Source organism: Myceligenerans halotolerans, from assembly GCF_054782975.1.
The window spans coordinates 75,396-92,215 of sequence record NZ_BAAGRL010000033.1 but is presented as its reverse complement, the minus strand read 5'-3'; the positions used below and the strand labels follow the sequence as shown (position 1 = coordinate 92,215).

The window sequence follows — 16,820 nt, the reverse complement described above, 5'->3', positions numbered from 1 at the left end:
TCCCATGCCGGTTCGCCGGTGCCCGCTGCGGCCGTTTCGCGGCCCGCCCCGGTCATGCCCAGCGTGCCCGGGTGGCGCGGGGCTCGGCGGCGGGGCGGCCGGCCCGACGGCCGGTGTCCCGCGCGTCCTTCGTCCTCCGGGCGTCCCGGATCTCGCGCTCGTGTCGCTTCTGCTCGTTCCGGCGGGTGATCTCCTGCTCGTTCCGGCGGTACTCGGAGTAATCGGTGAACCCGAACATCTCTGATCCCTCTACCTTCTGGCGGTCGGTCGCCGGTTCCTCATCGGCGCTGGTACCAGCCTCGGCGATGAGGTAGCACCGGCGGATCGGGCGGTCGCCGTATCTTCGCGACCCCGATCCGGGCGGGCGCGGTGCCCGCCTAAGGCATCGCCCTAGACGCCGGATCCGGGGGACGGCCGAGCAGGCGGTGTGCACCTTAGAGGCCGCCCCGGCGCGAGGGTTCGGCGTCGCGCCGGTAGCTTCTGAACATGGCGCCTCTCCTGGTGGACCTCGCTGTCGGGGCCGCGCACGCCGCGGCCGTGGGAATCGGCCGTATCCCGGAGCCGGTGCTGCGCCGGCTCGCGGGTGCGCCGCACGTCATCGACGGGCAGACCCTCTATCCGGAGGTGCGCATCGCCCAGCGGCTCCGCGTGCTGCGCCCTCTGCCCGACGCCGGTGTCGGCGAGACCCGCGACCGCGTGAAACGCCAGGCCAGGGTCATGGGGTCGCGGCCCGCCGTCGGCCGGGTCGAGGACCTCACGATTCCCGGTCCGCGGGACCGCATCCCGCTGCGTGTGTACCAGGCCGACCCGGACCGCCGGCCCGACGGCGTCCTGGTCTGGTACCACGGCGGCGGCTGGGTGGTGGGTGGCCTGTCCACGGCCGACCCGGTCTGCCGCTCCCTGGCGCTGAGCGCCAACCTGGTGATCGTGGCGGTCCGCTACGGGCTGGCCCCCGAGCATCCGTTCCCCGAAGGCGTCGACGACACCGTCACCGCGTTCCGCTGGGTGCGGGACAACTCCCGCCGCTGGCGGCCTGACCTGAGCCGCCTCCCGGTCGCCGTCGGCGGGGACAGTGCCGGCGGCAACGCCGCCGCGGTCGTCGCCAACCTGACGCGGGACGACGACGGCCCCGCCGGCCCCGGTGCCGGGGGGCCGGACTTCCAGCTGATGCTCTACCCGGCGACGGACGCGACCACCCGGTACCCGTCGAGCACGATGTTCGACGGGTACGGCCTTCCTGCCGCGCGCGTCAACTGGTACCTGGACCGCTACCTCACCGAACCCGGCCAGACGAAGGACCCGCGGGTGTCGCCGATGCTCGCCGAGGACCTGACGGGAGTGGCGCCCGCACACGTCGTCGTCGCGGGGTTCGACGTGCTGCGCGACGAGGGCCTGGCCTACGCCGAGCGGCTGCGCGAGGCGGGGGTCCCGACGACGGTGCAGGTGGCGAGCGGACACGTGCACGCCTTCGCGAACGCGACGGGCGCCAGCCGCAACGCGCGGCGGCACCTGGCACGTGCGGCACGGATCACGGAGGCGGCCCTGGCGCGGCGCGTTCGGCGTGTCGGTCACCCCGCGTAAGATTGGCACTCGTAGAACGAGAGTGCTGGGCGGAGGTGACCCCATGAGCGACCAGCGTCGCCTTGATGTGCTGCGTGCCATCGTGGAGGACTATGTGCACACGCAGGAGCCGGTCGGCTCACGCGTGCTCACCGAGCGCCACCAGCTCGGCGTCTCGCCCGCCACGGTGCGCAACGACATGGCCGCGCTCGAGGACGCCGGGTACATCGCCCAGCCGCACACGTCCGCCGGCCGCATCCCCACGGACAAGGGCTACCGGCTGTTCGTGGACCGGCTCTCCGAGGCCCGGCCGCTGAGCCAGCCGCAGCGGCGGGCCATCGAGAAGTTCCTGTCCGAGGCGGTCGACCTGGACGACGTCATCGGGCGTGCCGGCCGGCTCATCGCGCAGCTCACCGGCCAGGTCGCCGTCGTGCAGTACCCGTCGCTGCGGCGTTCGGGGCTGCGGCACCTCGAACTCGTGCCCACCGGCGAGAGCCGGCTGCTCGTCGTCGTCATCACCGACAACGGGCGCGTCGAGCAGCGGTTCCTCGACGTGCCGGAGGACGCCGACGAGGCGACGCTCGGGGAACTGCGTGCCCGGCTCAACGCCGCGGCCGCCGGGCGCCGGCTCACGCAGATGGACGTGGCGTTCGGCGAGGTGGCCGCCGTCGTCGCGCCGGAGCACCGGCCGCTCGTCACCGCGATCGGCGAGGTCGTGACCAGCGCACTCGACGAGGAGCAGGAGGAACGGCTGGTCGTGGCGGGCCAGGCGAACCTGGCCCGCGCGGGCATGGGGTTCGACCAGGGCCTGAGTCCGCTGCTGGAGGCGCTCGAGGAGCAGGTCGTGCTCCTGGGGCTGCTGACCGAGATGACGTCCGACGAGAACGTGGCGGTCAGCATCGGCCACGAGAACAGACTGGCCGGGCTCTCGCGCGCGTCCGTGGTGAGCACCGGTTACGGGACCGACGGGGACACGGTCGCCCTGCTCAGTTCCATCGGGCCGACGCGCATGGACTATCCACGCACCATCGCCGCGGTGCGTGCCGTGGCCCGTTATCTGTCCCGGGTGCTGCCCACGTGAGCCCCAGGATCCCGACCGACCCGCCCGACGACCAGCGCCACCCGCAGACCCGGGTGCGCCACGACGACCGTCGGGCAGCGCTGCCTTCCGACCCAGAGCGAGCGAAGAGAGACCTGTGACCGACTACTACGAGATCCTGGGTGTCCCGCGGGACGCCTCGCCCGAGCAGATCAAGAAGGCGTACCGCAAGCTCGCCCGCACCCTGCACCCGGACGTCGCCGGGAGCGACGGCGAGGACAAGTTCAAGGACGTCGCGCGCGCGTACGAGGTGCTCTCCAACCCGGAGAAGCGCCAGCAGTACGACATGGGCGTCGACCCCAGCGCCCCCGGTGGTGGCGCCGGCGGCGGATTCGGGAACGGGTTCGGATTCCAGGACATCTTCGAGACGTTCTTCGGCGGCGGCCAGCCGAGCGGCCCCGTGCCGCGCGCGCGCCGCGGCAACGACTCTCTGGTGCGGCTCGACATCGACCTCGCCGAAGCCGCGTTCGGCGTCAAGCGCGAGCTCCAGGTCGACACCGCCGTGGTGTGCTCCACCTGCACCGGCGACGGCGCCCGCCCCGGAACCACGTCCCGCACCTGCGACGTCTGCCACGGGCGCGGTTCCGTGCAGCGGGTCGCCCGGTCGTTCCTCGGCCAGGTCATGACCACTGCGCCGTGCTCCGCATGCGGCGGGTTCGGGACGGTCATCCCGGAGCCCTGCCCGGACTGCTCCGGCGAGGGCCGCGTGCGCTCCCGGCGCACCGTGACGGTGAACGTGCCGGCCGGCGTGGACACCGGGACGCGCATCAAGCTGTCGGCGCAGGGGGAGACCGGCCCCGGCGGCGGCCCGGCAGGCGACCTGTACGTCGAGATCCGCGAGAAGTCGCACGACACGTTCGTGCGCCGCGGCGACGACCTGCACTGCACGCTCCCCGTCCCGATGACGGCCGCCGCGCTCGGCACGAGGCTCTCGCTCGACACGCTCGACGGGCCGCAGGAGATCGACATCCGGCCCGGCACCCAGCCGGGGCAGATCGTCACGCTCAAGGGCCTGGGCGTGGGCCACCTGCACATCAGCGGGCGAGGCGACCTCAACGTGCACATCGAGGTCCAGGTGCCGACCGGACTCACCGACGAGCAGACCGAGCTCCTGCGGCAGCTCTCGGCGCTACGCGGCGAGGAACGCCCCGAGCCGCGCCTGGCCGCCGCGCACCCGGGAGTCTTCTCCCGCCTGCGCGACAAGCTGTCCGGACGCTGAACCCGGTGGGCCCGCGATGAGCGCACCGGTCTTCCTCGCCGAGGGCACGCCGCTCGGCGACTACGGCGTCGACTCGGTGTTCGTGCTCGACGGCGCGGAAGGGCGCCACGCCGGCGTCGTGCAGCGTCGCGGGCCGGGCGAGCGGATCGACGTCGTCGACGGTGACGGCCTGCGCCTGGAAGGAGTGGTCGAGTCCGTCGACGACGGTCACGTCCACCTCCGGGTCCAGCGCGTGGTGGCCGAGGACCCGCCGGTGCCCGTCGTGACCCTCGTCCAGGCGCTCGCGAAGGGCGACCGGGACGAACAGGCGATCGAGGCCGCGACGGAGACAGGTGTCGACGCCGTCGTGCCGTGGCAGGCCGAGCGGTCGATCGTGGTGTGGCGCGGACCCCGCGCGGCGAAGTCGCAGGCCAAATGGGTGGCGACGGTGCGCGCGGCGACGAAGCAGGCGCGGCGGGCGCGAGTTCCCGAGGTGGCCGCGCCGCTGACGACGAAACAGCTCACCGCACGGGTGCGGGACGTGGTCGGCGCTGGCGGCACCGTCGTCGTTCTCCACGAGGAGGCGACGACGCCGCTGCGGGGGGTGCCGTTGCCGGCGGGGGCGGCGCCCGCGGGCACGGCGGCGTCGGCGGAGGAGAGGGAGGCGGCGGCCTCCGGTGAGGCTGTGCCTTCCGGGGAGGGGGCGACGTTCCGGGACACCGCGAACTCGGAGGCGGTGTCCGAACCGGGGACGGATCCTGCCGTCGCCGGGCGGCGGGAGCGGCGGGAGCTGCTGCTGATCGTCGGCCCGGAAGGCGGGATCTCCGACGCGGAGGTGGGTGCCCTGACCGCGGCCGGCGCCGTGACCGCCCGGCTGGGCCCCCACGTGATGCGCACGTCGACCGCGGGCCCGGTGGCGGTGGCGATGCTGAACGAACGCCTGGGCCGCTGGTCCTGACCCGGGGCGGTCCTGACCCGGGGTTGTCCTGATCCCGGGGTTGTCCTGATCCCGGGGTTGTCCTGATCCGGGACCGTCCTGATCCCGTGACCCAAGGCCGTCCTGGCGCCAGGACGGCCTCGGGTCACTGACGACCCGTCACGGCCGCCGAACCGCAAGATCCGGCCCCGCCGACGGTCGTCGAACCGCAGGCTGATGTCGGCGGCTGTTGTCGAACCGCAGGATCATCCCGGCGGCCGTTGCCGAACCGCGTGGTGAATCGTACTAATCTGCGAATTGCACGATTCACCATGCGGTTCGGCAACGGCCACCGGGATCAGCCTGCGGTTCGGCGTCGGCCGCTGGGATGATCCTGCGGTTCGGCGACGGATGCCGGGGTGTCCGGGTCAGTTCAGGACCACGAACTCCACCCGGCGGTTCTTCTCCAGGTCCGCGAACGTCCTGGGGGTGACCAGCGGGTCGGACTCGCCGAATCCCTTGAACGACAGCCGGTCCTCGTCCACGCCCAGGTCGACGAGCCGGTCCAGCACCGTGATGGCACGGCGCTTGCTCAGCTTCAGGTTGTCGTCCGCGTCGCCGCGCGAGTCGGTGTGACCCTCGATCCGGACCCGCACGCCCGGGTGCTCCTCCAGGACGTCGGCCGCGTGCCGCACGACCTTCCTGCCGTCCTTGGTCAGCCGAGCGCTGTCCGTGACGAAGGTGATGTTCGGGATCTCGACCAGGTCCTCCTGGGCCTCGGTCTTCTCCTTCTTCGTCGGCTCGCGGTCGGTGTCGTCGGTGTCGTCGGAGTCGTCGGACTCGGAGTCGTCCCCGTCACCCGCCTCGGAGTCGTCCGATCCGGAACCGGAGTCGCCGCCGTCCGAGTCGCCGTCGTCGGAGCCGGAGCCGGAGCCGGAGTCGGAGCCGTCGTCCGAGTCGGAGTCGTCTGCGGAATCGGACTCCGAGCCGCCCTCGGCGCTGCCGTCCCCGGTGTCGTCGGAGCCGCTGTCGGTCGCGTCGTCACCAGCAGCGCCGTCACCCGCGCCGTCGTCGTCCAGCGCGCCGGCCGCGGAGGAGTCCAGGTCCACCTCGCCCTCCGGGCCGACGGCCTGCACCACCCGCACGCCCGTGACATCCCCGACGACGGCGCCCGCCGTGACCGCGGCAGCGGCGGTGTCCGCCTCCACGGTCGCGTCGCGACCGACGAAGCTGACGTCCGCGTCGCCGAGGTCGGCCTCGGCGAGGGCCTCCTGCGAGCTCGTGGTGAGCGTGCCCTCGATCTGCTCGCGGAACGCGGTGTCCTGCCAGCTCGACAGCCCGGCGAGGACCAGGACCGCGACGATGATCGGAGCGAGGAGTGCCTTCAGCGTGCTCATGCCTTCCCGCCCTCGGCCTCCGCGACCTTCCGTGCGTCCGCCGCGAGCGCGGCCTGCTTCGCGGCCTCACCCTCGACCTCGTCGACGTCGGTGTAGTCGACCTCGTCGACGAACTTCGTCGTGCCGCGCTCCTGACCGCCGATGAGGTAGTCCTGGTACTCGCCGAGGCCTTCGCCGTCACCGTCCACCAGGTACTGCGCCTGTGCGGCCCACGTCTTGACCGACGGGGCGAACTTGATGCCGCTCTTGCGGATCGACGCGCGCAGCTCCGCCTCGGAGGCGGCCGCGACCTGGGCGTACGAGGTGATGCCGTCAGCCTTGAGGGCCTTCTCGATCTTCGGGCCGATGCCCTCGACCACCTTGAGGTCCTCGTCGGCCGGCTGTTCCGGCTCCGGCGCGACGACGGACGCGGCGTCGGCGGCCACCGCCTCGGCGTCGACGTCCTCGCCGGTCGCCTCGGCGGCCTTCTCCGCGTCGGCGGCGAGCGCGGCCTGCTTGGCGGCCTCGCCCTCGACCTCGTCGACGTCCGTGTAGTCCACGTCCTCGACGAAGTCGGCGCTGCGCCGCTCCCGCCCGGCGATCAGGTAGTCCTGGTACTCCTCGAGGCCCTCCTCGTCGCCCTCCACCAGGTACTGCGCCTGGGCGGCGAAGGACATCGCGGCCGGCGCGAACTTGATGCCCGAGTCCGCGAGGGCCTTCCGGAGGTCGTCCTCGGAGGCCGCGGCGACCTTGGCGTACGAGCCGTAGCCCCCGGCCTGGAGCGCGGCGGCGATCTTGGGGCCGATGCCCTCGATGCGGGTGAGGTCGTCGGCCTCGGCCTCGCTGTCCGCATCCTCGTCGGAGCCGACGACGGCGGCTGCCGCAGTTCCCGCGGCAGCGCCGGCGAGCGTGGCGCCGGCCGTGTCGTCGGTGCCGCCCGGGGTCTCGCCGTCGACCACGGCTTCGCGCGTGGCGGCCTCCGCCTCGGCGACGACCTCGGCCTCGGCGCCCGCGAAGACCGCGAGGTTCTCGTCCTCGATGTCGGACGGTTCGGTGGTGGACTTCTTGGCGGGGGACTCGGTGCCTGCGTCCGCGGTGTTCTCGGCCGCGTCGTCGGTCTTCGCGTCGTCGGCGGGAGCGGCGAGAGGCGTGGCCGCCGGCGCGGGAGTGTCCGTGTCCGCCTCGGTGTCGCCCGAGGGAGCCGTGGTGTCGGGTGTCCTGGCATCGGCCGTCGTGGTTCCGGTGTCGGCGTCCGCAGAGCCCGCAGCGGCGGCCGTCGCGGCACCAGCCTTGGCCGTGGCACCAGCCTTGGCCGTGGCATCGGCCTTCGTCGCGGTGTCGGACTTCGCGGTGTCGGACTTCGCGGTGCGGGTCTTCGTGGTCGTGCTCGCCGTCGACTTCTTCTCGACCGTCTCAGCCGTGTGCTTGCCGGTGGCCTTGTTCCGGCGGGCCCACAGGATCCAGCCGACCCACAGGCCGATCAGGAAGAAGATGATCGCGGTGATGATGATGAATAGGAGCGACTGGGTGATGAACCAACCCACGCTGAACCTCCTGGGTGTACGGACAACCGCCGGTCAGGGCGGCGGCATCGGCGAGAACGTGTCCGATCTGCGGGGGTCTGGGGCGCCACCCGTCGAACGGGCAGACTCAACCACAGTTGGCGAAGTCTGGCACTTCGGACGAGATAACAATTTCGAATATGCCCCGGATGGTAGCGGTAGCGGCGACGGCACCCCCGCGCAGCGGCGTCCCGCGCCCGGTAGCCTGCGGCCATGGTGAGGACGACGGAGACGAGCACGGGCGCGACCGCGGAGATGATCGCGGACTGCCTGTTCTGCAAGATCGTCGCGGGCGAGATCCCGGCCGACCTGGTCGCGGAGTCCGACTCGGCGGTCGCGTTCAAGGACATCAACCCGAAAGCGCCCGTCCATGTCCTGGTCGTGCCGCGCAGGCATCACGCCGACGTGAGCGCGCTGGCCGGCGCCAGCCCCGAGCTCCTGGCCGACGTCGTCGCGCTGGCCGATCAGGTCGCCACCGACCTGGCGGACGGCCAGTACCGCCTCATCTGCAACGTCGGCCCGAAGGCCGGCCAGACGATCTTCCACGCCCACGCCCACGTCCTGGCGGGAACCCAGCTCACCGGCTTCTGAGCCGGCCAAGGGCGCAGTGGCACGTGCCCGGAGCGGAGTCCGAGGAGGCTCGGCGACGCACTCCGAATCTCCGGGGAAATCGGGCGACACAGACCGGTCCCTGGTCGATAGGATGAGGTTGTTACCCAGTCCTGGAACCGAGGAGCGCATCGGCATCAGCCGGCCCATGACAACTTCCGCATCGCACGCACCCGCTCAGCAGACGGACCGCAAGCCGCAGCGCGGCACCGAACATCGCGTCGTCGTCCCGGCCCGCATCCCGATGGTGGCTCTGCTCGGTAGTCAGGACGCGGTGCTCCGCGCGATCGAGGACGGGTTCGGCCAGGTCGACGTCCACGCCCGGGGCAACGAGATCGCCGTTTCCGGCCCTCCTGGCGACGTCGAGCTCGTCTCGCGGCTCCTGGACGAGCTGATCCAGGTGGTCGAGGCCGGCACGCAGCTCACGCCTGAGGTCGTCACCCGCTCGATCAGGATGCTCACGGCGGCGTCGGCCCAGCGCCCCGTCGACGTGCTGACCTTCGACATCCTGTCGAACCGCGGTCGCACCATCCGGCCGAAGACGCCCGGTCAGAAGCACTACGTCGAGGCGATCGACGCCAACACGATCACGTTCGGGCTCGGCCCGGCCGGCACGGGCAAGACGTACCTTGCGATGGCGAAGGCGGTCCAGGCCCTCCAGGCCAAGCACGTCAACCGGATCATCCTCACGCGCCCGGCCGTCGAGGCGGGGGAGCGGCTCGGCTATCTGCCCGGCACGCTCAGCGACAAGATCGACCCGTACCTGCGCCCGTTGTACGACGCCCTGCACGACATGATCGACCCGGAGCAGGTCCCGAAGCTCGTGGAGAGCGGGACCATCGAGGTCGCTCCGCTGGCTTTCATGCGCGGGCGCTCGCTGAACGACGCGTTCATCATCCTCGACGAGGCGCAGAACACCTCCACCGAGCAGATGAAGATGTTCCTCACGCGTCTCGGTTTCGGTTCCCGCATGGTCATCACCGGCGATTCCACGCAGGTCGACCTGCCCGGCAACCAGACCTCCGGCCTGCGGGTCGTGGAGGACATCCTGGCCGGCGTCGACGACGTCGAGTTCTGCCGGCTGGGTTCGGCCGATGTGGTGCGCCACCGGCTCGTGAGCGACATCATCGACGCGTACGCGCGGTGGGACGTCATCACGGACGGGCAGCGGCCCGGGCGTCAGCCGCAGGATCACCGGCCGCCGCAGCAGCAGCGTCGCCGGCGTTGATCTCCGAGGAGCACGGGTGAGTATCGAGGTCAACAACGAGTCGGGGCACGAGACCGACGAGGCGGAGTTCGCCGCGCTGGGCCGGTACGTGCTGGATGCCATGCACGTGCATCCGCAGTCGGAGCTGTCGATCCTGTTCGTGGACACCGCCACGATGGCCGACCTGCACGTGCAGTGGATGGACGAGCCCGGCCCCACCGATGTGCTCTCGTTCCCGATGGACGAGCTGCGCCCCGGCCGGGAGGGCGAGGAACTGGCCCCGGGGACGCTCGGCGACATCGTGCTGTGCCCGGAGGTCGCCGCCAAGCAGGCGCGGACGGCGGGACACTCGACGGCCGAGGAACTCCTGCTGCTGACCGTGCACGGCATCCTGCACCTCCTCGGCTACGACCACGCAGATCCTGAGGAGGAGAAGGAGATGTTCGCGCTGCAGCGCAAGCTTCTCCTGACCTTTCTCGCGAACCGCTGAGGAACTGCCCCCGTGACCGTCAGTCTTCTCGCTCTCGCCTCCCTCGTGGGCTTCGTCCTGGCGAGCGTGCTCTCGGCCGGTGAGGCCGCGCTCCTGCGCGTCACCCGGTCCGGCCTCGTGGAGTGCCTCGCCGAGGCCGAGCACGGGCCCGAACCCGACGCTCGCCGCGCCGCCCGCGCGCGTTCCGCGCTGGCCCTCGTGGTGGAGCCGACGGCGACCGTGGCGTCGTTCGCCCTGGTGCGCGTCACCGCCGAGGTGGTGGCGATCGCCGCCGCGACGCTGCTGGTCCAGCAGGCGATCCCCGACCCGGCGTCGGGCGATCCGGTCCCGGAACTGGTCGTCATGCTCGTCGCCCTGACCGCCGGCCTGGGGGTCGGCGTGCTGTTCGTGCGCGTCTCGCCGCGCGCGCTCGGCTTCCGGCGACCGGTCCAGGTGCTCCTCTCCCTCGCGCCGACGCTGACGGTGGTCTCGCGCGGCGTGGCGCGCCTCACGCGGCTGTCGGTCCCGCGGGTGCCGCCGTCGTCGGAGGAGGACCGGCGCGACGTCGCGTACCGCGTCGGCGAGTCCGAGGACCTCCAGGAGGAGGACCGGGAGTTGCTGCGGTCGGCCATCGAGCTGGCCGACACGATCGTGCGCGAGGTGATGGTGCCGCGCACCGACATGATCACCGTCGCCGCCGACACCCCGCTGACCAAGGTGCTGCGCCTGTTCCTCCGCTCCGGATTCTCACGCGTGCCGGTGGTCGGGGAGTCCGTGGACGACGTCGTCGGCGTGGCCTACCTCAAGGACGTCGTCGCCGCCGTGCACTGGCCCGTGGACGACGACGCGGGGCCCGCGGGCGTGCGCCCCGCCGCGGACGTCGCGCGCGAGGCGGTGTTCGTGCCCGAGTCCAAGCCGGTCGACGCCCTGCTCCGCGAGATGCAGACCTCGACGTCGCACATCGCGCTCGTCGTGGACGAGTACGGCGGGATCGCCGGCCTGGTCACGATCGAGGACCTGCTCGAGGAACTCGTCGGCGAGCTGACCGACGAGCACGACACGGTCCCGGTCCAGGAGCCGGAGGAGCTGCCCGACGGCGCGTTCCGGGTGCCGGCCCGGATGCCCGTGGACGAGCTCGGCGAGCTCTTCGACCTGCGCCTGGACGACGACGTCGACACGACCGGCGGGCTGCTCGCCAAGGCGCTGGGCAAGGTGCCGCTCGCGGGCTCGGCGGCCGAGGTGTCGGGCCTGCACCTCATGGCGGAGCGTGTCGAGGGACGTCGCAAACAGCTCGCGACCCTCGTGGTGCGCCGGGTGAGCCCCGTGGACGGCGACAATGGGGGCGAGCCCGGCCCGCCCGACGCCGTCGGGCAGCCGCCGAAGGCCGCGCAGCCCCCGAGGGCAGCGCAACCGCCGAAGGCGGGGCACCCGGAGACCGGGCGACAGAAGCACGAGAAAGAAGCACACGCGTGAACGACGACACCTCACCGGCCCATCGGTCCGGCTTCGCCTGCCTGGTCGGCCGGCCCAACGTGGGCAAGTCCACCCTGACGAACGCCCTGGTGGGGGAGAAGGTCGCGATCATGTCCGCGCGGCCGCAGACCACGCGGCACACCATCCGCGGGATCGTGCACCGGCCCGACGCCCAGCTCATCCTGGTGGACACGCCCGGGCTGCACCGGCCCCGGACCCTGCTCGGCGAGCGGCTGAACGACCTGGTGCGGGACACGCTGAGCGAGGTCGACGTCATCGCGTTCTGCCTGCCCGCGGACCAGAAGGTGGGGCCGGGCGACCGGTACATCGCGCAGCAGCTCGCCGAGCTGATGCGGGGACGCCGGGCGGTGCCCGTCGTGGCGGTGGTGACCAAGGCCGACGCGGTGGACCGCGCCGTGATGGTGGAGCACCTGATCGCCGTGCAGGAGCTCGCGAAGTCCGTGGAACGCGAGTGGGCCGACATCGTGCCGGTCTCGGCGAAGGACGGGTTCCAGGTCGGCGAGCTGGCCGACGTCCTGGTCGGGCACCTGCCCGAGGGGCCCGAGCTCTACCCGGGCGGCGAGCTCACGGACGAGCCCGAGGCGGTCATGGTCGCCGAGCTCGTGCGCGAGGCGGCGCTGGAGGGCGTCCGCGACGAACTGCCGCACTCGCTGGCCGTCGTGGTCGAGGAGATCCTCGAGCGCGAGGGGACGGGCGACGAGGCGAAGGGGCGTCCGCCGCTGCTGGACGTCCGCGTCAACCTGTTCGTGGAGCGCGACTCGCAGAAGGCGATCGTCATCGGCCGGGGAGGCTCCCGCCTGCGCTCCGTCGGCACGGAGGCCCGCCGGGGCATCGAGGCGCTGCTGGGCGCCCGCGTGTACCTCGACCTCCACGTGAAGGTCGCCAAGGACTGGCAGCGCGACCCGAAGCAGCTGCGGCGCCTGGGGTTCTGAGCAGGGTCGTGCGCGACCGGCACGCCCCGCCGCGCGGGGCGGGGCGTGCCGATCGGGGCCATCACCTGCCGGCCATCGCCCGTTCGACGACGAGCCGGCCGTCCACCCAGCGCACCGGCATCGGGTCGCTGACGCTGCCGACGAACGACCCGTCCGGCGCGTCGTGGTGGAACGCGAGCAGCACCCAGCGCCCGGTCCGGTCGCGCACCAGGCGCCCGCTGTAGAGCGAGGAGTCCGTGAGCTGCTGCGCGCCCGCGATGTCGTAGGGGCCGAGCAGCGAGGCGGCGGGTGCCGCCCACACACCTCCCGTCGTGCCGGCCGCGCGGGCCTGGGACATGTCGCCGGCGAGGCACGAGAAGAGCAGCACCGGGACGCCGTCGACCTCTTCGACCTGCGTCACCTCGAGCTGGCCGAATCCCTGCCCCGGCTGCGTGAGCGGCGGGCGCTGCTCCCACGTCCGCAGGTCGGGCGACCACGCGTGCCCGACGACGCCCCGGTCGTCCGCCGGGCCCGTGCGCCCGCGCGCGGTGAGCAGCATGTGCCAGCCGTCGCCACCGGGGTCGGCGAAGACCCACGGGTCGCGGAACGCCTCGTCGTGCCACTGCCCGTCGGCGAGCGTCTCGTACCACCGGTCGTCGGCGGCGAGCACCGGATTCTCGGGCACCTTGCGCCAGGTCATGAGGTCCGCCGACGTCGCGTACCCGACCCGCTGGACGTTCCCCGCGGGCGTGAGGGTCGAGCCCGTGTAGAAGAGGAACCACGTGCCGTCGGGATGCCGCACCACGGAGCCGGTCCAGGTGGCGAGGTCGTCCCAGGCGCCTGAGTCGGAGCGTACGAGCGCGTCCTCGACCCGCGTCCACGTCACGAGGTCGTCGGAGACCGCGTGCCCGATCGAGGCGCGGTAGTGCCGTGCGTCCGGCTCGTGCAGGGCGCGCGAGGCGTAGAGGAAGAAGAGATGGTGCCGCTCGCCGTCGTCGGCGAACCAGAAGTCCCACACCCAGGAGTCGGGCAGCGTGAACATATGAGCCTTTCGGAAGTACGGAAGTACGGAAGTACGGACAGGTGGGCTCGCTAGCCCTTGACCCCGCTCGCGGCGACGCTCGAGACGAACGCCCGCTGGAAGGACAGGAAGACGATGAGCACGGGCAGAGTGATGAGCGACGTGTACGCCATGACCTCGCCCCACGCCGTGTTGAGTTGGAAGAAGTACTGCATGCCGACCATCACGGGGCGCAGGTCCTCCTGCTGGACCACCATCAGTGGCCACAGGTACTGGTTCCACGCGGGCAGGAAGGTGAGGATCGCCACCGTCGCGAAGGCGGGACCCGCCAGCGGGGCGACGATCCGGCGGTAGATCGTGAACCAGCTCGCGCCGTCGATGCGCGCGGCCTCGTCGAGCGACTTCGGGATCGTGGAGAAGTACTGCGTGAACAGGAAGATCGAGAAGGCGTTCGCGATGAACGGCACGATCTGCACGTGGTAGCTGTTCAGCCAGCCGAAGTCGTACTTGAGGATGCCGCCCTCCATGACGAGGGTCGGCAGCTTGGAGACCCAGTAGACCATCGGGACGGCGATCGTCTCGAAGGGCACGATGAGGGTCGCGATGACGAGCGCCAGGACCACCGAGCGGCCCTTCCAGCGCAGGCGCGACAGCGCGAACCCGGCCATCGAGTTGACGACCAGGCCCAGCCCCACCGTCAGCACCGTGACCAGCACGGAGTTGAACAGGAACTGCCCGACCGGCACCCGGTCGAACACGCCGAAGTAGTTGTCGAGGCTGATGTCCCCGACGGGCAGGAACGCGCGCGGCGAATCCACGTCCCCGAGGATCTGCGCGTCCGGCTTGAGGGACGAGACGAACATGAACACGAGCGGGAACATGAAGACGACGGCGAGGGCGCTCATCGCGACGTAGGACCAGACCTTGCGGCGGCGGCGCAGGTCGTGCTCGCCGCGATCGGTCGCGGTCCGGGAGGCGGTGCGGGAACGAGTTCCGGACGTGAGGAAATCGGTGGCCATGTTCAGTCCTTCTCTCGCGTGAGGAACCGCTGAACCAGCGCGACGATCAGCACCAGCACGAAGAAGATCAGCGAGATCGTGGCGCCGTAACCCGTCTCCATCTCCCGGTAGCCCTTGCGCACCGCGTGGTAGACGAGGGTTGACGTCGAGTTCACCGGCCCGCCCTGCGTCATGACGTCGATCTGCACGAACAGGCCGAGCGCGGCGATCGTGATGGTCACCAGCACGAACACCATGGTCGAGCGCAGGCCCGGCCAGGTGACGTTGGTGAACTGCTGCCACGGCGTCGCACCGTCCATCCGGGCGGCCTCGTAGAGCTCCTCGGGGATGGTCTGCAGGCCGGACAGCCAGATGAGCATGTGGAAGCCCACGGCCTGCCAGATCGACAGCACGATGATCGCGCCGAGCGCCGTGCTCGGGTTGTTCAGCCAGGCCGTGCCCTGCCACGCGCCGAACGTGATCGTGTCGATGAACGAGTTGACCAGGCCGTCCTCCTGGTACATGAACTTCCAGAGGATCGACACCACCACGATCGAGGTGACCACGGGGATGAAGTAGATGACCCGGAACATGGTGACGCCGCGGATCTTCCGGTTCACGAGCACCGCGAGCAGGAGGCCGAGGCCCGCCTGCACCGGCACGACGACCATTGCGAACACGAACGTGTTGATCGTCGAGCGCAGGAACGCGGGGTCGGCGGTGAAGGCGCGCACGAAGTTGTCGAGCCCGACGAACCGCGGCGGGTTCGGCGAGATGAGACGCGCGTTGGTGAAGGAGAGCCCGAACGCGAGCAGCACCGGGATCACCAGGAAGAGCAGGAGCAGGATGAGCGCGGGTGCAGCCATCGCGAGGCCGGTCCGGCGCTCGCGACGCAGTGCGACGCCGCGCGTCGACCGCCTCGTGCCTGCCTCCCGAGGTGCGTCCGGGACGGGCACGCCCGCTGCCGGAGACGTCGAGATGGGTGTTGTCATGATGAATCGACTCCGTCCGCGCGCGGGACGCCCCGGAGGTCGCCCCGCGCGCCTCAGGACGGTCGGCTAGAAGCCGTACCCGTCGTTGGACTCGATGTTCGCGTCGATCTCGGCGACGGCGGTGTCCAGCGCCTGCTGCACGTCCGCGCCGTTCATGATGTCCTTCGCAGCCTTCTCGAACGTCGAGGAGATCACCGGGTAGGCCGGTGTCTCCGGCCGTGGCACGGCGAACTGCTGCGACAGCTCGACGAACGGCCGCAGTGCGCCGTCCGGCCCGAAGTGCTCGGAGGCCGCAGTGGCGCCCTCGGTCGCCGGGATCACGACCTGCTTGTCGCTGAACGCGGTGATGTACTCGTCCTGGAAGCTGAACTCGAGGTAGGCCCGGGCACCCTCGGGTGAGTTGCACGACGACGAGATGCCCCACTGCCAGGAGGCGCCACCGATCTTGGGGCCGTTGCCGAAGTCCGGCGGGGGCAGGAACAGGACGTCGTCGCCTGCCGCCTCGAGCGCGTCGAGCGCGTTCCACATGCCCGTGTAGCTCAGGGCGACCTCGTCGTTGTTGAACTCCTCGTTGCCGATCGTCCCGGAGTTGCTGGCCCAGCCCTTGGTGAAGGCGTCCTGGAACCAGGTGAAGAACTCCACGGCCTCCGGCCCGTCGAGGGCACCCTCGGCCGTGCGCATCGTGTCGCGGTCGATCAGGTCGCCGCCCGCGCTCTGCAGCATGGGCGAGTAGGCGTACGGCCACCACTCACCGGTGTCCTCGGCGCCGATGTCGAGCGGCGTCTCGTACCCCGCCTCCTGGAGCGTGGCGAGCGCGGCGTCGAACTCGTCGATCGTCCACGGCTCGTCCACCGTCGGAATGCGGATGCCGTGCTCCTCGAGCACCGACTCGCGCGCGACGATGCCGAGAGCGGCGTCCCAGTAGCCCGCGCTGTAGATCTCGTCCTGGTACGTGCCCACCGCCGTGGGGAGCAGGGAGTCCGTGATCTGCTGCGGCAGACCGAGGGGCTGGATGTATCCGGCCCACGCCCAGTTGGGGACGATCGGGCCGTCCATGTCGAGCAGGCACGGCAGGTCGTCCGCGGCGGCCGCGGCGACGATCGCGTCGTTGTACGCGCCCTGCGGGAACGCCTCGGTGACGACCTCGTAGTCGTCCTGGGACGCGTTGAAGTCGGCGATGATCTGCTCGTAGACCTCCAGCTCCGCGGGGTTGCCCGCCGAGTGGGTCCACATCGTCAGCTGCGCACGCCCGTCCTCGGACGTGGTGCCGCCCTGGCCGGCCTGGCCACATGCGCTGAGGGCGAGGGCCCCCAGTGCGGACACGGATAGGATCTTCGCGAGGGATCCTCGGTTCATGAGGAATTCCTTTCCTGGTGACCGACGTCCACGTCGGTCACCGCTCTGCGAC

Annotated in this window: 16 protein-coding genes; 9 read left to right on the top strand and 7 right to left on the bottom strand. The window is 71.3% G+C overall.

The features are described 5' to 3' along the window. Positions 1 to 52 precede the first annotated feature (52 nt). Entirely contained in the window at positions 53 to 238 is a 186-nt protein-coding gene (locus ACYVK5_RS19945) for a hypothetical protein (protein ID WP_460707724.1), read from the bottom strand. 248 nt (positions 239 to 486) lie between these two features. Between ACYVK5_RS19945 and ACYVK5_RS19940 the strand changes: the two genes are divergently transcribed. The 4 genes from ACYVK5_RS19940 (at position 487) to ACYVK5_RS19925 (ending at position 4,815) form a co-directional block, all read left to right on the top strand. Beyond that, positions 487 to 1,581: an alpha/beta hydrolase gene (locus ACYVK5_RS19940; RefSeq protein ID WP_460707722.1), complete on the top strand. Its 1,095-nt coding sequence runs from the start codon at positions 487 to 489 to the stop codon at positions 1,579 to 1,581. Positions 1,582 to 1,624: 43 nt separating this feature from the next. Beyond that, entirely contained in the window at positions 1,625 to 2,641 is a 1,017-nt protein-coding gene (gene hrcA, locus ACYVK5_RS19935) for a heat-inducible transcriptional repressor HrcA (RefSeq protein WP_460707721.1), read from the top strand. Between the two features lie 115 nt (positions 2,642 to 2,756). Next, positions 2,757 to 3,878, top strand: coding sequence for a molecular chaperone DnaJ (gene dnaJ, locus ACYVK5_RS19930; protein WP_460707719.1), 1,122 nt, complete (start codon positions 2,757 to 2,759; stop codon positions 3,876 to 3,878). A gap of 16 nt (positions 3,879 to 3,894) precedes the next feature. After that, positions 3,895 to 4,815 carry a 16S rRNA (uracil(1498)-N(3))-methyltransferase gene (locus tag ACYVK5_RS19925; protein ID WP_460707718.1) on the top strand — a complete coding sequence of 307 codons (921 nt, stop codon included), beginning with the start codon at positions 3,895 to 3,897 and terminating at the stop codon, positions 4,813 to 4,815. A 386-nt stretch (positions 4,816 to 5,201) separates the two neighbouring features. Here the strand turns inward: ACYVK5_RS19925 and ACYVK5_RS19920 are convergent, their stop codons facing one another. Together ACYVK5_RS19920 and ACYVK5_RS19915 are read right to left on the bottom strand one after the other, a co-directional pair. Then, positions 5,202 to 6,170, bottom strand: a complete 969-nt coding sequence (locus tag ACYVK5_RS19920) for an OmpA family protein (protein ID WP_460707717.1) — start codon at positions 6,168 to 6,170, stop codon at positions 5,202 to 5,204. Beyond that, entirely contained in the window at positions 6,167 to 7,693 is a 1,527-nt protein-coding gene (locus ACYVK5_RS19915) for a helix-hairpin-helix domain-containing protein (protein ID WP_460707716.1), read from the bottom strand. The genes ACYVK5_RS19920 and ACYVK5_RS19915 overlap by 4 nt, the downstream gene beginning before the upstream one ends. 231 nt (positions 7,694 to 7,924) lie before the next feature. Between ACYVK5_RS19915 and ACYVK5_RS19910 the strand changes: the two genes are divergently transcribed. The 5 genes from ACYVK5_RS19910 to era all read left to right on the top strand — a co-directional run bounded on the left by ACYVK5_RS19910 (position 7,925) and on the right by era (position 12,422). After that, positions 7,925 to 8,302 carry a histidine triad nucleotide-binding protein gene (locus ACYVK5_RS19910; RefSeq protein WP_460707715.1) on the top strand — a complete coding sequence of 126 codons (378 nt, stop codon included), beginning with the start codon at positions 7,925 to 7,927 and terminating at the stop codon, positions 8,300 to 8,302. Between the two features lie 166 nt (positions 8,303 to 8,468). Further along, positions 8,469 to 9,548: a PhoH family protein gene (locus tag ACYVK5_RS19905; RefSeq protein WP_460707714.1), complete on the top strand. Its 1,080-nt coding sequence runs from the start codon at positions 8,469 to 8,471 to the stop codon at positions 9,546 to 9,548. 16 nt (positions 9,549 to 9,564) lie between these two features. Beyond that, positions 9,565 to 10,017 carry an rRNA maturation RNase YbeY gene (gene ybeY, locus ACYVK5_RS19900; RefSeq protein ID WP_460707712.1) on the top strand — a complete coding sequence of 151 codons (453 nt, stop codon included), beginning with the start codon at positions 9,565 to 9,567 and terminating at the stop codon, positions 10,015 to 10,017. A gap of 12 nt (positions 10,018 to 10,029) precedes the next feature. Beyond that, positions 10,030 to 11,469: a hemolysin family protein gene (locus ACYVK5_RS19895; RefSeq protein ID WP_460707711.1), complete on the top strand. Its 1,440-nt coding sequence runs from the start codon at positions 10,030 to 10,032 to the stop codon at positions 11,467 to 11,469. Continuing rightward, positions 11,466 to 12,422, top strand: coding sequence for a GTPase Era (gene era / locus ACYVK5_RS19890; protein ID WP_460707710.1), 957 nt, complete (start codon positions 11,466 to 11,468; stop codon positions 12,420 to 12,422). The genes ACYVK5_RS19895 and era overlap by 4 nt, the downstream gene beginning before the upstream one ends. Before the next feature lie 61 nt (positions 12,423 to 12,483). Here era and ACYVK5_RS19885 read toward each other — a convergent pair whose 3' ends face one another. The 4 genes from ACYVK5_RS19885 to ACYVK5_RS19870 form a co-directional block, all read right to left on the bottom strand. Further along, positions 12,484 to 13,443, bottom strand: a complete 960-nt coding sequence (locus ACYVK5_RS19885) for a family 43 glycosylhydrolase (protein WP_460707709.1) — start codon at positions 13,441 to 13,443, stop codon at positions 12,484 to 12,486. 50 nt (positions 13,444 to 13,493) lie between these two features. Then, entirely contained in the window at positions 13,494 to 14,441 is a 948-nt protein-coding gene (locus tag ACYVK5_RS19880; protein ID WP_460707708.1) for a carbohydrate ABC transporter permease, read from the bottom strand. A gap of 2 nt (positions 14,442 to 14,443) precedes the next feature. Continuing rightward, complete coding sequence (locus ACYVK5_RS19875; protein ID WP_460707784.1) at positions 14,444 to 15,286, bottom strand: carbohydrate ABC transporter permease; 843 nt, start codon at positions 15,284 to 15,286, stop codon at positions 14,444 to 14,446. Between the two features lie 192 nt (positions 15,287 to 15,478). Continuing rightward, entirely contained in the window at positions 15,479 to 16,768 is a 1,290-nt protein-coding gene (locus ACYVK5_RS19870; RefSeq protein ID WP_460707707.1) for a sugar ABC transporter substrate-binding protein, read from the bottom strand. Positions 16,769 to 16,820: the final 52 nt, after the last annotated feature.